Consider the following 15,001-nt stretch of genomic DNA (forward strand, 5'->3'; position numbering starts at 1 on the left):
TAAGCAATGGAATTAAGTTACTGGTCAGTATTATTACTTTTATTAAAGTTAGTAGTTTATGTTGCTAGTGCAGCGTTGGCCGGTACCTTAGTTTTACGTTTACTTAATCGCAACAATAAAGCTAGCGCCAATAACGTTGCGACTTTTAATAACTATATAAAACGTGGGGCTTTGGTTTGTTTAAGCTTAGCGTTAATTGCTTCTATACTACAGGTGCCAATTGAGGCAGGGGCAATGGCTGAATCAGGTTTCTCTGGCATGACTGATGCCTTTATGTTGGAAATAGCTTGGAAGTCAGTTATTGGCGAACAAGCTTTGGTAAGAATGCCTGCTTTTTTACTCGCTATAGTTGCGGTGAGTACTTGGGGGAAATATAGTCCCTTATTTAATACGCTCAATATTTTGGTAACAGTTGTAGTGCTGATAGTCATTACCTATAGTTTTACTTTTACTGGTCACAGTGCTGAAAAAAATCTCTGGATAAAAGCGTTATTAGTACTTCATGTTTTGGCCATTACTTGTTGGGTAGGTTCATTATTACCACTTTATAAAAGTTGCCAGTTACTAGCACTTACTGAAGTAAAGCGGTTAATGCATCAATTTGGTCAGCTTGCGATTATGATTATCGTACTACTTTTAGCATCAGGCATTACCCTGATTTTACAATACTTAGATACAGTGGCAGATTTGTTCACCTCGAGTTATGGGCAATTAATATTACTCAAATTATTATTGGTCAGTGCAATGCTTATGTTGGGGGCGTGGCATAAATTATCGCTAGTACCCCAGATCACCGAAGAACATCATGTACTCACATTAAAGCGCTCTATTTCAATTGAGATGTTTATCGCACTTACCGTATTAATCATTACGAGTATATTTACTACGCTAGTTGGGCCACCTATTTAGAAAATAAGCCCATAAAGCACATAACCTAAGTCACTTTATGCTACTTAACACGTAAGTCTAAAGTGACTTTTTTTATTTGCTGAGCTTACATGCCTTACATTTAGTTATTAACGCTCATTGGCGTTACTCACATTCATGTATAACGGTTGCTTTTTTTTATTCACCTCGGATTAATTAGCAAATAAAAATTATATTTTTATCAAAAATAAATTCATCGAATTAAGCTAGCCCTTGCCAAATATAGCTTATGTTTTTTTGTTATTTCTAGGTGTCATAAAAGGGTAAAAATAGTTTAATAATTGTCTGGTAATGGTGCTGTTTTCTGGTAATCTCTTAGCTCGCTAATTTTTATTGTTCGTTAATTGAACAAGTAAATCTAAGCTTGGACATTTATTTATCCACATAATATAAAAATAATAAAAAATATGTGAAAAGGATTTCTGACTTACCTTTTTCCTTATATAACAATTAATTAAAATACACTTGCCGTAAAGTTCGCCAGATCTTTAGGGGGTTTTCCTGTGCTTTTCAACATACTTATCCACAATTTCGGTTATTTTTGTGACTAAATATAATGAAGTGCTAGAGAGAATTTGCCGATTATGGCATGCTTACCCCATCTTTCTTCTAGTTATAAAATTATCATGCCAACTTCTGACCAATCACCGCTTATTTTAGTCGATGGTTCATCTTATTTATTTCGCGCATATCACGTGCCATATTTGCAAGCATTATCAACTTCTGAAGGTCAACCTACAGGCGCTATTACTGGCGTCTTGAATATGATCAGAAGTTTGAAAAAAGATTACCCTAATGGCAATATTATTGCGATATTTGACGCGAAGGGTAAAACATTTCGCAATGACATGTATCCAGATTACAAAGCTAATCGCCCGCCAATGCCAGACGACCTTCGTACACAAATTGCGCCAATTCATGACATTATTACCGCTATGGGTTTGCCACTATTAGTCGTCGATGGCGTTGAAGCAGACGATGTTATTGGCACTTTATCTCATCAAGCTACTGCTTTAGGTATTGAAACGGTAATTTCTACCGGTGATAAAGATATGGCGCAGTTAGTAAATCCCCATGTGCGTTTAATCAATACCATGACCAATGTTGAAATGGATGAAGCAGGCGTAATTGAAAAGTTTGGCGTGCGCCCAGATCAAATAATTGACTACCTTGCCTTAATGGGAGACAAAGTTGACAACATTCCAGGCGTTGAAAAATGCGGCCCTAAAACAGCGGTAAAATGGTTAACGGCTCACCCAAGTTTGCAAGAAGTTATGGATCATGCTGATGAAGTTAAAGGCAAAGTCGGCGAAAACTTACGCACAGCGTTAGAATTTTTACCGTTATCTTATGAACTTGCCACCATTAAGCTTGATGTAGTACTAGAGCAAAACGTTGCTGAACTTAAGCCAAAAACACCAGACACAGAAACATTAAGAACATTATATAAAAAGTACGAACTTAAACGCTTATTAGCTGACTTAGATGCAGGCGATAGTAAAGGTGCTGCGCAAAGTACTCAACAAAGCGCGGAAGTTGCAGAAATTCCAGCAGCCGTTGATAGCGAATACGAGATTATTCTAGACCAAGCTAGTTTTACACTTTGGCTTGAAAAGCTAAACAAAGCTGAGCTTTTTGCTTTTGATACTGAAACCACTAGCGTTGATTATATGAAAGCTGAGTTAGTCGGTTTATCTTTTTGTATAGAAGTGGGGAAGGCTGCTTATGTTCCTTTAGCGCATGACTATATTGATGCACCTGAGCATTTATCATTAACGTGGGTGCTTGAGCAGCTTAAGCCATTATTAGAAAGTAATACTGTCTTTAAAGTCGGGCAAAACTTAAAATATGATGCCAATGTATTATCGCATTACAATATTGAAATGCAGGGCATTAAATTTGACACCATGCTTGAGTCTTATTGTTTTAATAGTGTGGCAACGCGCCACAACATGGATGCGTTAGCAGAAAAATATTTAGACTATAAAACAGTACATTTTGAAGAAATAGCAGGCAAGGGCGCCAAACAACTTACTTTTAATCAAATTGATATTGAAAAGGCTGGACATTATGCCGCTGAAGATGCCGATATTACTATGCGTTTGCACGAAGCTATTTACCCACAATTAGCCAAGATCACTTCGCAGCTCTCGGTATTTACTGATATTGAAATGCCACTATTACCGGTGCTTGCTCGCATGGAGCAGCATGGTGTGTTGATAGACCGTGATATGCTCGCAGAACAAAGCCAGTCGATAGGTGCACGTTTAGCCGAGCTAGAAATTGAAGCACATAATTTAGCAGGTAAAAGCTTTAACTTAAGTTCTCCTAAGCAATTACAAGTAATTTTATTTGACGAACTTAAAATTCCGGTTATTAAGAAAACACCTAAAGGCGCGCCTTCGACGGCAGAAGAAGTGCTGCAAGAATTAGCTTTAGATTACCCATTACCGAAAGTTATTTTAGAGAACCGTGGTTTAAGTAAGTTAAAGTCTACTTATACGGATAAACTACCGCTATTGGTTAGCAATAAAACTAATCGGGTACATACCTCTTATCATCAGGCCGTTACAGCTACGGGTAGACTTTCTTCTACTGATCCAAACTTGCAAAATATTCCTATTCGTAGTGAAGAAGGACGAAAAATTCGCTTAGCCTTTATTGCGCCACCTGAGCATAAAATTGTCGCTATCGATTACTCGCAAATTGAATTGCGTATTATGGCGCATTTATCTGACGATCCCGGCTTAGTAAAAGCCTTTTCTGAAGGTAAAGATGTACATAAAGCAACAGCAGCAGAAATTTTTGCCGTACCGCTAGACGAAGTTACCAGCGATCAACGTCGCAGCGCTAAAGCGGTTAACTTTGGTTTAATTTATGGCATGTCAGCCTTTGGCTTAGCAAAACAGTTAAACGTACCTCGCCATACCGCGCAAGCTTATATGGATAAGTACTTTGAACGTTACCCTAATGTATCGCAATACATGGAAGATACCCGTCAAAAAGCGACAGAAACGGGTTATGTTGAAACCTTATTTGGTCGCCGACTTTATTTACCCGATATTAATGCTAAAAATGGTATGCGCAAAAAAGCGGCTGAGCGTGCTGCTATAAATGCGCCAATGCAAGGTACAGCCGCCGATATTATTAAAAAGGCTATGCTAGATGTTGATGCTTGGATTCAAGAGCAAAACGACCCTAGAATTAAAATGACCATGCAAGTGCACGATGAATTAATTTTTGAAATTCATCAAGATATTGTTGAAGCAACCACGGCTACATTGGTAGAGGTAATGAATAATGCTATCACCATGAGTGTACCGCTAATTGCTGAAGCTGGTATTGGTGATAACTGGGAGCAAGCACATTAATGCCAGTATTAATGTGCCTTATTGTTATAATGTTTATGCTGTTGTGAAATTATTTCACTAGCTAAACGTTCTTATTAAATAACACTTAATGATCCCTTCAACGAGTGTTACTTTATAGGCCTCTACGCAGAGGCCTTTTTTTTAGTTTTATTCCTTCATTTTATTTATCCTGAACTCTGGATGATCAGTGCTTGATACTCAAGAGAGTCAAAAGCTTAGATAGTAAAGTCAATGCTTAGCTGGGTGAACATCACGAATAGACACCATCAATGCTTCTTTCTATGCCATTTCCAAAGCAAAACGTTTATCAATAGCGTGCTATTTATCGACTTTTGAACACAGATAATGGGTTCAAAGGTAATTAAATAACTAAAAATGTAAAAAAATTACAAAATGAGCTTTACATACTTAGAGCTGTTACTCTATAATTACCTTGTTTCCAAATTTAACACTTGTTGTGAAAGTTTGAATTTAAGCTTCCCCATATAGCTTTTGAGTCGATAACTTAGTTGTCGACTCTTTTTTTTGCTTGAAATATGAGTAAGTAAATTATGAACCGAAAATATACTTAGCACAGATAAAATTTAAAGTTGTAATATAATTACACAAAAACTTAAGTGGGTGCTGGTAAGTAACGAAAGACTGAGGAAAGTTTACTTTATTTGTTTTTGTATGAAAGCATGGTTAAGCACAAGTTAAGGTGCTCGACTAGTGCAGAACAAAGATCAAAATCTGTACTAGAAATCTCTTTATCATGTTGAAAAACTTGTGCGGTAATTACACCTATCGGTGTTTGCGCCACTTTAATTGGGCAAATTATTACTGAGCCTTTAACCATAAACTCGGCAATTTCACCGGTAATGAATTGATACCATTTAGCTTCTTGGCGATCTTTTACTAAAATGGCTTGGCCATTATCCATAGCGTAGCTAAAAACATTATTAGTTCGTACAAGAGAAAACTTGGTATTTATGTCTGATTGTTTTCCGGTTATATCGTATGTAAAACGTGATTTAATCGCCTTTTTATCATCAACAACTAAAAATAAACTGCAATGTTCGAAAGCAAATATTGTTGACATAGCTTGCAAGGTTAATTGTATAAACTCTGTTAAGTCGGTCGACGATTTAAGTAAGGTATTGAGCTTACTATAAGTACTAAGCAAATTAATTTCTTTCTCAGGATTAGGCTTTAAAACTTGGTACTTATTACCTTGGAAGTCACCTTCTTTTGGCAAAGGTTTAATATGCTTGGTTAAAGCCGAAGCACCGTACGATGCTAGTAGTTTGTTAGCCCTTTCACGTAAATGCTCAATTTTCAGGACTAACTGTCGAACATTTAAGCCAGTTAACTTCGCTATATCTGTTAACAGTTGCTGAAACTCTTCTGCGCTACAGCTTGGATTTGCAATTGTGTTACTGAGCTTATCCGCAAAATAAATTATTTGAATTTCAATCGTTCGACTTTTAGGTTTATCTAAAGCTTTTAATAATAAATCGCTTAAGCCCCATGTTTTAACAAGTTCAGTACTAAGCTGTGAAAAATCGCAGCCAATTTCATTAATGCATTTTTGACGAAAGCTTTCTGTGGCCATATCGTTATGCGAGATCAATTCTTCGGCAGACTCTCCACCTACAATCCAAAAGGCAGTTTCGCCTATTCGATAGAGCATTGCTGCTAAATAGAGTTCTTCCTGAGTATCTTCTGCATATTGTGGTGCCATCATTTTGGCTAATAGCCCGGCATAAAAGGAGCTCGCCATTGATTGTGTTAATTGATGGTAAATTTTAGGGTTAAGTTCTTTATTTGATAACAGTCCTTCAACTAATTTAGAGGTAAGGCAAATGTTTTTTACTGACCTAATCCCCAATATCACTGCAGCACGAGAAACAGTATTTACCTTATTAACACTAAAGTGTTGCACACTATTAGCCACTTTAAGCAGACAAGAAGAAAGCGCTTGATCATGCAAAATTGCCTGACTTAATTTAGGTAAAGACGATTTATCATCATTATTAAATTTGTCCAGCATTTTAGCTGTAGAGGTGATAGCAGGCAGTTCACTTTTAGCGATAATATCAACCCAATGTTCAGCTGAAGTCTGCGGCAGGTCTTTCATCTCATTGCTCCAAGTGTTGTTAAGCTCTATTTAGGCTTTTTGATCGAGCGTAACATATTTTCTAATAAAGTAACTGAATATCGATTAAACAGTGGTTTCTAGCGCGCCATCAGTCGCTTACCTATTAGTTCAAAAATATAGGGTTTATCGGTAAACAGCGTTACTAAATTTTACAATATTTTTAGCAAAATATAACAAACAAGCTATTGTGCTTGTTGTCTATTTAGTTAGTATTGAGATAACTCAATATAATAGTTGTACCTAAAGGTGAATATTTTGAATAAATGGATGCTACCCTTGTTATGTCTGTGTTTAACGGCATGTGAAAACACTAAACAAGCAGCGACTAAAGAGCCAGCAATAACAGTACCTGGCATAACCTTTGTTGAGCGTGTAGACAGTAAAGCTGGAAAAACAGTAATTCCCTATCAGAAATATGTATTAGATAACGGTTTAACACTGATACTTCATCAAGATAACTCTGACCCACTCGTTCACGTTGATATGACTTACCATGTTGGCTCGGCTCGCGAAGATATTGGCAAGTCTGGCTTTGCACATTTTTTTGAGCATATGATGTTTCAAGGCTCAGAAAATGTTGCAGACGACGAGCATTTTAAAATAGTGACTGAAGCTGGTGGTACCATGAACGGTACAACCAACAGTGACCGAACAAATTACTTTCAAACAGTACCCGCTAACCAACTTGAAAAAATGTTATGGCTTGAAGCTGACCGCATGGGTTTTTTAGTTGATGCAGTCACCCAAGAAAAATTTGAAATACAGCGTGAAACCGTCAAGAACGAACGCGGTCAAAATTACGAAAATCGTCCTTATGGATTATTACGCGAACGTGTAGCGGAAGCTATGTATCCTGTTGGTCATCCATATTCATGGCAAACTATTGGTTATATCGACGATTTAAATCGTGTAAATGTTAATGATTTAAAAGCCTTTTTCTTACGTTGGTATGGCCCTAACAACGCGACTTTAACCTTAGGTGGCGACTTAAATGTCGCTGAAACCTTAGCTATGGTGAACAAATACTTTGGTAGCATTCCTCGTGGTCCTGAAGTTAACATGCCTGAAAAACCGCAATTTACTATAGACGCAGATCGTTATATTTCTATGGAAGATAATGTGCACTTGCCTTTAGTGTATATGTCTTATCCAACGGTAAGTGTTAGGCATAAAGATGAAGCGGCATTAGATTTGTTGTCGAGCATTTTAGGTGGTGGAAAAACGTCATTATTGTATAAAAACTTAGTGAAAAATCAGCTAGCGGTGCAAGCCTCAGTAAGTCACCCATGTGCTGAGCTCGCTTGTACTTTTAACCTGCTAGCCTTACCTCACCCGGCTTCTGGTAAAACCTTAGCAGATATGGAAAAAGTGATTCGTGATACTCTAGTCGAATTTGAAGCACGTGGTGTTGAAGATGACGATTTAATTAAAGCTAAAGCTGAAATGGAAGCAGGTTTTGTGTTTGGTTTGCAAAGTGTTGCCGGTAAAGTAAGTCAGTTAGCGGCGAATGAAACTTTCAAAGGCAACCCAAATTATATTGAACAAGACATCGCTCGCTATGCCAACGTAACTAAAGCTGATGTTATGCGTGTTTATAAAAAATATCTTAAAAATAAACATGGCGTGATCATGAGTATAGTGCCAAAAGGGCAGTTGGCATTTGTTGCCGCTCCTGATAATTTCGTTGCACCTAAACGAGTGCTTCCAACACTTGAAAGCGCTACCGCCCAAAATTTACAAGTCCGTAAAGCAAAAGATGACTTTGATCGCAGTGTAACTCCAGTTGCTGGCGCAAATAAAGCCGTTGAAGTTCCTCAAATGTGGCGAGAAACTTTTGCTAACGGCATTAAAATACTCGCAACGCAAAGTACTGAAACACCAACAACGTCAATGTTGATAAAAATTCCTGCAGGTCATTACTTTGAGCATAAAGAAAAGGCAGGCACAGCATCATTGTTAGCGGCCATGTTAAATGAATCTACTACGCAGCGAAGCGCAGAAGACATGAGTAAAGCGCTGCAAAAGCTTGGTGCCTCGGTTAACATTTCAGCAGGCACGCAATATTTATCGATTAATATAAACGCCTTAACTAAGCACATTGATGCCACACTTGCGTTAGTGTATGAAAAGCTTACGCAACCTGCGTTCTTGCCAAATGAATTTGATCGTAATAAAAACAACGCGATTCAAGGCGCAATTAATGGCAAAAAAGATGCAGGCTATTTAGCGGCAAATGCTTATCGCCAATTACTACATGCAGACAACATTGCGGCAACGTCTAGTAATGGTTCAGAGGCGTCATTAACGAATATTGCACTAGCCGATGTTAAAGCACTTTATCAACAACAAGTTAAAGCTAAAGGCAGTGAAATAATACTGGTATCAGATTTAGAGAAAACAGCGGTATTAAAGTCTTTAAGTTTATTTAATGCTTTAACAGGTGCAGCAAAACCCTTGTTATTAGACTTACCTGAATCTAATGCTAAACGTGGAGTTATTTACTTAGTTAATAAAGATAACGCAGCACAATCGGTAATTCGCATAGGTAAGCGCTCACTTACGCAAGACATCACAGGCGAGTACTATCGTGCTTATTTAATGAATTTCCCGCTAGGTGGTGCTTTCAATAGCCGTATTAACTTAAATTTACGAGAAGATAAGGGCTATACCTACGGTGCAAGTTCGTATTTCTATGGTAATAAATTTTCCGGCACATTTACCGCCAGTGCAGAAGTACGTGCAGACGTTACCGATAAATCGATTGTTGAGTTTGTTAAAGAAATTAAACGTTACGCAGAGCAAGGTATAAGTGATGAAGAGCTAGCCTTTATGCGCAATGCCATTAACCAAAAAGATGCCTTAAAGTATGAAACTCCGGGTCGTAAGTTAAGCTTTTTAGCACAAATTTTGGAGCACGACTTAAGTGCAGACTTTGTTAAAGAGCGCAATAATATAGTCGCCAATATTAGCAAGGCAGAGATTAATTCCTTAGCGAAAAAACACTTAAACTTAAGTGAGATGTTAATGGTAGTGGTTGGCGATGCTAACACCTTAAGGCCTCAGCTAGAAGCGCTAGGTTATCAAGTGATTAGTTACGAAATCTAGCTTAACTGATTTGACTTAACTTAACTAACTTTAGCTCTAACTCTATGAATATATGGCAGTTAAAGCTGTTGTAAATAAAGGCTACCATTTGGTGGCCTTTTTTATCGATGAAGAAAGTGCTTTCGCCACGCTATTTATCATTAAAACATATACGTTATTTTGAATGATGCTTGCCTGATTAATATGGTCGAAACAAGCTGAACATTCGTAGCTCATCAAATGTTGGCGCTATTTCATAAGTTACAGCGCATTATGTTCGTTATTTGAAGGTTTAGCTTTTATTTGATTAAGTAATAAGGCAGCGAAAATAATCCCAGCGCCAATACTTAACCTGAGTATGTCAGCCTCTGTATTCCATATCAGCACGTTAACAACAATGCCTGCTGGAATAAGTAAATTATTCATTGCTGCTAATGTTCCGACATTGACAAGCGTTGCACCTTTATTCCAGCCAAAATAGCCTAAACCGGAAGCAACGATACCTAAGTATATTAGCACCCCCCACTGAGTTGGCGTGCTGGGTAATTTATCGCTATTGCCAAATAACACATAACAAACAGAAGCGACAATGAATGCACCAATAAAAAACCAGCCGAATACGGTTTTGTGGTCGAGTTTACTGTCGATCATTAAGTGCTTGTAGGTTACTTGCCCTGTGGCAAAGCACATGTTGGCGGCTTGCACGAGTAACAAACCTACCAAGAAGTTGCTGTTAATGCTTTCGTAGCGAATAGCTAACGCACCACATACCGCAATAATAGCGATAAGAAAAAACCGAGGATTAAAATGCTTTTCAAGGGCATCATTAAGCAGGGTAATATAAATAGGGGTCATCACGGTAAATAATAAGACTTCGGGCACCGACAAATATAAAAAGGAGTGGTAGTAAAAGCTATACATTACGCCAAGCTGAACTGCGCCAATAAGCATCAGTTTTAAAGCTAAGGCCTTGGGTGTTTTTTTTAATTTTAAAAACGGTAAAAAGACTAAAGTTGCCAGCGCAATGCGCATTAAAACGCTAAACCAGGCATCAACTTGGCCTGCTAAATAAACGCCAATTAAACTGAATGAAAATGCCCACAATAGGGTCACTGCAAGTAAATAGCCCATAAATATCATCGTTAAATCATTAATGGCGACAGTTTATCTCTTATAAAAAATAAAGTCTCTTTGTTGGGCTTTGAAAAGCATAACTATCCCAGCAGCATTATTACTAACAGGTGCCTGAATTCATTTATTGATTTATCATTTAATTATCGTATTCTGAATGAATATTTTTACTTATTTGGTGAAATTGTTTTGAAAAAAATAGCACAAGGCCTTTTATTGTTGGGCGTAATTTTTAGTTTGTCGGGCTGTATTGCGGCAACGGTTATTTCTACCGCGGTTGATGTGACTACGACCGTAGTGGGTGGCGCTGTTGATGTTGTGGATACGGTTACGCCAGATATTATTGATGACGAAGAGTAACCAATTGGCGAGCCTAGCAATAAGCAAACTACATTTGCCTACTGCTGGTTAAATTAAAAGCGACAGCGTTGTCAGTTTTTACACCGACAACGCTGACTAATAACGCAAACATTTGATATAACGTTATTGTTTATGGCTTACTTTGATATTTCGCAGGGGTAGTTTTATTCGGTAATGTTGCTTTTAAAAACTCACGAATATCTTGATTCGAAGCTTCTAAATCTTGGTAGCGCAAATACATCATGTGGCCACTTTTATAACCTTTAAAAGACAGTCTGTCTTTCATTTTTCCGCTTGGATCAAGCTGCGACAAGGTATATTTAGCATCGAAATAATTAGTCGCACCATCGTAGTAACCTGATTGAATCATAACGTTTAAATACGGGTTTTGCGCCATGGCTAAACGTAGGTTTTTACCTGTGTTGTTGTTGCTTCTATCCCATGGATGAACGTTGCCAAACATATTATATTTAACATCGGTTTTATAATTAAGCTCTTCACGTAAATAGTAGTTTATAGCCGGTGTAAAGCTGTGTAACCATGAGGTAAGCTCTGCGTTATAGTCTGGTCTGCTACCGGTAACTTTTTCATCAATGCCTAAATAGCGTGAGTCTAAACGACCCACGGTTTGTTCGCGTTCACGCAGTATTTCTTTCCAAAAGTAAGAGGCTTCAATATCTAAATTATTGCGTAATACTTCTTGTAACGACAAGCCAGAATATCGGGCAACTTGTTTAGCTATGCGCAGTTTTTCATCGGCGGCAATAAAGCCACCTTTAGCAAGGGCTGGTAGATATTGCTCGACAGTGAACTTTTCAATTTCAGGTAATATTTCTAATAAGTCTTTATTTTGTAAGTCACTGGCTAACGCTTTGTGATACCAAGCTGTTGCTGCAAAGTAAGGTAAGCGATTTGCTGATTTTACTGGTCCTTCACGTTTTATACCTATATCGGTAGGAGAGACTAAAATAACGCCGTTTAAATACATCCACTGGCGAGATTGTAGCTCTAATGCTAAACCCGAAACACGGGTGGTTCCGTAGCTTTCACCAATAAGGTATTTAGGAGACTGCCAACGATTATTGCGAGTTACAAAGGTATTTACCCAATCAGCTAAGTATTTAACGTCGGCATTTACCCCAAAGAACATTTCTTTTTGTTCTGCCTTTGACGGCATTTTGCCTTCTTTATTAGGTAAAACTCGTGAATAACCGGTATTAACTGGGTTAACAAAAACGATATCCGCGGTATCTAAAATTGAAAATTCATTAGCTTTTACACCGTAAGGCTGTAATGGAAAACCTTCACTATCAACATTTAGCACTTTAGGGCCAGTGTAAGCTACATGCATCCACACAGAAGCTGAACCAGGACCGCCATTAAAAGATATAAGTAAAGGACGCGCCGCTCTATTTTTTACTTTCGAACGTTGGTAATAGGTATAAAAAAGGCTCGCAATTGGGTTGCCTTCTTCGTCCCAAACAGGCTGTGTACCAGTAGTTGCGGTGTAGTCAAACGATTTACCTTTAACTTTTGTGCTATGGCTAGTGGTTTTGCTTTCATCAATAGCAATTTTGCGCTCAAACTCTGCATTTGCTAGCGGCGATAGCAACATGAGTAACGCCGATAAGGTTATAAAATGTCGATATGTCATCACAATGTTCCCTAGGTTAAATTTACTTTATCTTGAGACTACGACAGCAAAATTAAAAAATCATATTTAAAAGTTAGAACGAGTAATTATAGCGATTAATAACCGTATACCTGTTTAGCAGCGCACAAGCTTCGTTTTATAAAGCGAAGCTTAAATCGCACAACGCCTAAGATAAACAATAATCAAATGTTCGCCCGTTATCGCAACATTATCTGCCGTTAAGTCGGTTATTTTTACTAAATGTTGGCTAGGTACAAGGGTAACTTCTTGCGTGCTTTTTGTCGTGAGAGTTGTGTCGCTAAATAAACTGTAGACAAAGCATAAGTCGCTTTTTTCTAATATATGGTTGGTAGTATTTTTATGACAGCTAACCTTACTATGAAACGCTGAAGTTCGGGCAATAACGTTAAAGTCGGTTATTTCATTAGTATGTAGATTACCAATGGTTTTATTGCCGCCGTCAAAGGTGGCAACATCAAGTAAGTTTTTTAAACGGTCAATTTTGTTATCGTTGTGCTGCAGGTTAATGCCATCACCTTCAATTAAAATTAAGTTGCGCGTGTAACCAGTAAAGTTAGAAAAAACGCCATCTTCAACCACACTTGCCATACTTAAGCGCCAGTCGAAATTTTCTAAAGTACCGCCAGGGTTTATCGCCATTTCAACTGTTTCGCCTTTGCCGTTTTTCCAAGGTACGGTTTTAAATTGAGTAGGGTGAATAATTTCGATCATATGAGGCATTCCGAATAAAAAACGAATATAAAATGAATAAAGCAATGTGCTGATCATAACGCGAAACAAGGTTGAATACTTACAACAAGCTATATTTTACCGGTGAATTTTTACAGAAAACATAACTTGTTACGTATTGTAAAAGTTTATAACAATAATTTAATTGCTTAACAAATTTTGCATTGATAGCATGCGCACTTTCTTAGTTTGATTTCATTTTTCTAGAAGAATAAAAGGATATTATTATGTTTAAAAAATCACTTATTGCGCTTTCTTTACTGGCATTACCTTTAACTGCCTCTGCTAACTGGTCGGCGGGCGGCGGTTATGCAAACTTGTCTGATGAAGATCTTTCGTTAGGTGTTATCTATGGTTCAATTGCTTACGAATTTGCTCAAGAGGGCAGTAAATTTTCATTTATGCCAGAATTGCGCTTAGGTACGGGTATTTCTGACGATAACATGGACGGCGTTAAGCTTGAAGTAGAAAGGTTCACCGCTCTTTCTGTTCGTGGACAGTATAACTTCGATAATGGTTTCTACGCTTATGCCATGCCTTCATATGCAAACTTAGATGTTAAAGCTAGCTATCGTGGTGCATCTTATAGTGATGACGAATGGGAGCTAGGCTTTGGTGCTGGTGTTGGTAAGAAATTAAACGACAAAACCAGTGTTGAAGCTTCATTTGAAAATTACGATGGACTTGACGTATTTACTGTTGGTTTTAAATACTCATTTTAAGCGGCTAATTTAAGGGTTAACTTTTAAATTATTACGAACAGGGAAGCCATTGAGCTTCCCTTTTTATTGAGAAAATAAAATCACACTTTTATTTAAAAGCTAGATCAAAAAAGCAGTGATAACCACTACTTTTTAAACATTATCCTACAGGCGTTTAACCCGTACAATATTACTTTAAAGATGACATATATTGCGATAATGCTGTGATTTCTTCATCAGTTAAATTAGCCGCAACACCTTGCATCATACCGTTAAGGTCATTATTACGTGAACCGTTACGAAATTTTTCTAACTGAATTTTTAAGTATTCAGCATTTTGGCTTGCAAGGGCAGGGAAACCAGCACTTGGCATACCTTTACCATTAATACCATGACAAGCAACACATGCAGTAACTTCCATTTCAGCGTTGCCACCTAAATAAAGTTTTTTGCCTAAAGCATCTGCGTTACCCGTACCTGCTGTTATTTCTTGGCTAGCATAAAATGCAGCAACATCGGCCATGTCTTGTTCGCTAAGTGCCATTGCCATGCCACCCATTACAGGGTCAACACGACCAGATTTACCACCTGATGTCATACCTTGCTTAAATTCAACGAGTTGTTTTACTAAGTAACTAGCGCTTTGACCCGCTAATTTAGGGTACATAGGTACAAGGCTATTTCCGTCAGCACCATGACAAGCAGCACACATTGCTGATTTGTTTTTACCTGCTTCTGCATTACCTTCTGCCGCATTGGCGGTAGCAATTGCACTTAATCCTAATAAAATAGTAATGATAAATTTTTTCATTGGTTTACTCTCTACTTGTCGTAAACACGATCATGGGTTTACTGCTAAAATTTGTTAACGTATTGCTTCTGC

Annotated in this window: 10 protein-coding genes; 5 read left to right on the forward strand and 5 right to left on the reverse strand. The window is 37.8% G+C overall.

The window, feature by feature from the left end; all coding sequences use genetic code 11:
• Positions 1-6 precede the first annotated feature (6 nt).
• Both B6A32_RS08790 and polA read left to right on the forward strand, forming a co-directional pair.
• Positions 7-909, forward strand: a complete 903-nt coding sequence (locus B6A32_RS08790) for a copper resistance D family protein (RefSeq protein WP_085303021.1) — start codon at positions 7-9, stop codon at positions 907-909.
• 644 nt (positions 910-1,553) lie between these two features.
• Positions 1,554-4,298: a DNA polymerase I gene (gene polA, locus B6A32_RS08795; protein ID WP_085303023.1), complete on the forward strand. Its 2,745-nt coding sequence runs from the start codon at positions 1,554-1,556 to the stop codon at positions 4,296-4,298.
• A gap of 658 nt (positions 4,299-4,956) precedes the next feature.
• Here polA and B6A32_RS08800 read toward each other — a convergent pair.
• Entirely contained in the window at positions 4,957-6,417 is a 1,461-nt protein-coding gene (locus tag B6A32_RS08800) for an HDOD domain-containing protein (protein ID WP_085303025.1), read from the reverse strand.
• 288 nt (positions 6,418-6,705) lie between these two features.
• On the opposite strand from B6A32_RS08800, the gene B6A32_RS08805 reads away from it, so the two are divergent.
• Positions 6,706-9,543, forward strand: a complete 2,838-nt coding sequence (locus tag B6A32_RS08805) for a M16 family metallopeptidase (RefSeq protein ID WP_085303382.1) — start codon at positions 6,706-6,708, stop codon at positions 9,541-9,543.
• Between the two features lie 240 nt (positions 9,544-9,783).
• Here the strand turns inward: B6A32_RS08805 and B6A32_RS08810 are convergent, their stop codons facing one another.
• Positions 9,784-10,653, reverse strand: a complete 870-nt coding sequence (locus tag B6A32_RS08810; RefSeq protein WP_198946892.1) for a DMT family transporter — start codon at positions 10,651-10,653, stop codon at positions 9,784-9,786.
• Positions 10,654-10,842: 189 nt separating this feature from the next.
• Between B6A32_RS08810 and B6A32_RS19325 the strand changes: the two genes are divergently transcribed.
• A complete protein-coding gene (locus B6A32_RS19325) occupies positions 10,843-11,013 on the forward strand; it encodes an NF038104 family lipoprotein (protein ID WP_198946893.1) in 171 nt (56 codons plus the stop codon).
• Between the two features lie 130 nt (positions 11,014-11,143).
• On the opposite strand, the gene B6A32_RS08820 is transcribed toward B6A32_RS19325, so the two are convergent.
• Positions 11,144-12,667 carry a S10 family peptidase gene (locus tag B6A32_RS08820; protein ID WP_085303031.1) on the reverse strand — a complete coding sequence of 508 codons (1,524 nt, stop codon included), beginning with the start codon at positions 12,665-12,667 and terminating at the stop codon, positions 11,144-11,146.
• A 150-nt stretch (positions 12,668-12,817) separates the two neighbouring features.
• Positions 12,818-13,399, reverse strand: coding sequence for a HutD/Ves family protein (locus B6A32_RS08825; RefSeq protein WP_158088472.1), 582 nt, complete (start codon positions 13,397-13,399; stop codon positions 12,818-12,820).
• Between the two features lie 245 nt (positions 13,400-13,644).
• On the opposite strand from B6A32_RS08825, the gene B6A32_RS08830 reads away from it, so the two are divergent.
• Complete coding sequence (locus B6A32_RS08830; RefSeq protein ID WP_085303035.1) at positions 13,645-14,139, forward strand: outer membrane beta-barrel protein; 495 nt, start codon at positions 13,645-13,647, stop codon at positions 14,137-14,139.
• Positions 14,140-14,308: 169 nt separating this feature from the next.
• Here the strand turns inward: B6A32_RS08830 and B6A32_RS08835 are convergent, their stop codons facing one another.
• Positions 14,309-14,929, reverse strand: a complete 621-nt coding sequence (locus tag B6A32_RS08835; RefSeq protein ID WP_085303037.1) for a c-type cytochrome — start codon at positions 14,927-14,929, stop codon at positions 14,309-14,311.
• Between the last annotated feature and the right edge of the window lie 72 nt (positions 14,930-15,001).

Source organism: Colwellia polaris (assembly GCF_002104515.1).
In the GTDB taxonomy this organism is placed as follows: Bacteria; Pseudomonadota; Gammaproteobacteria; order Enterobacterales; family Alteromonadaceae; genus Cognaticolwellia; species Cognaticolwellia polaris.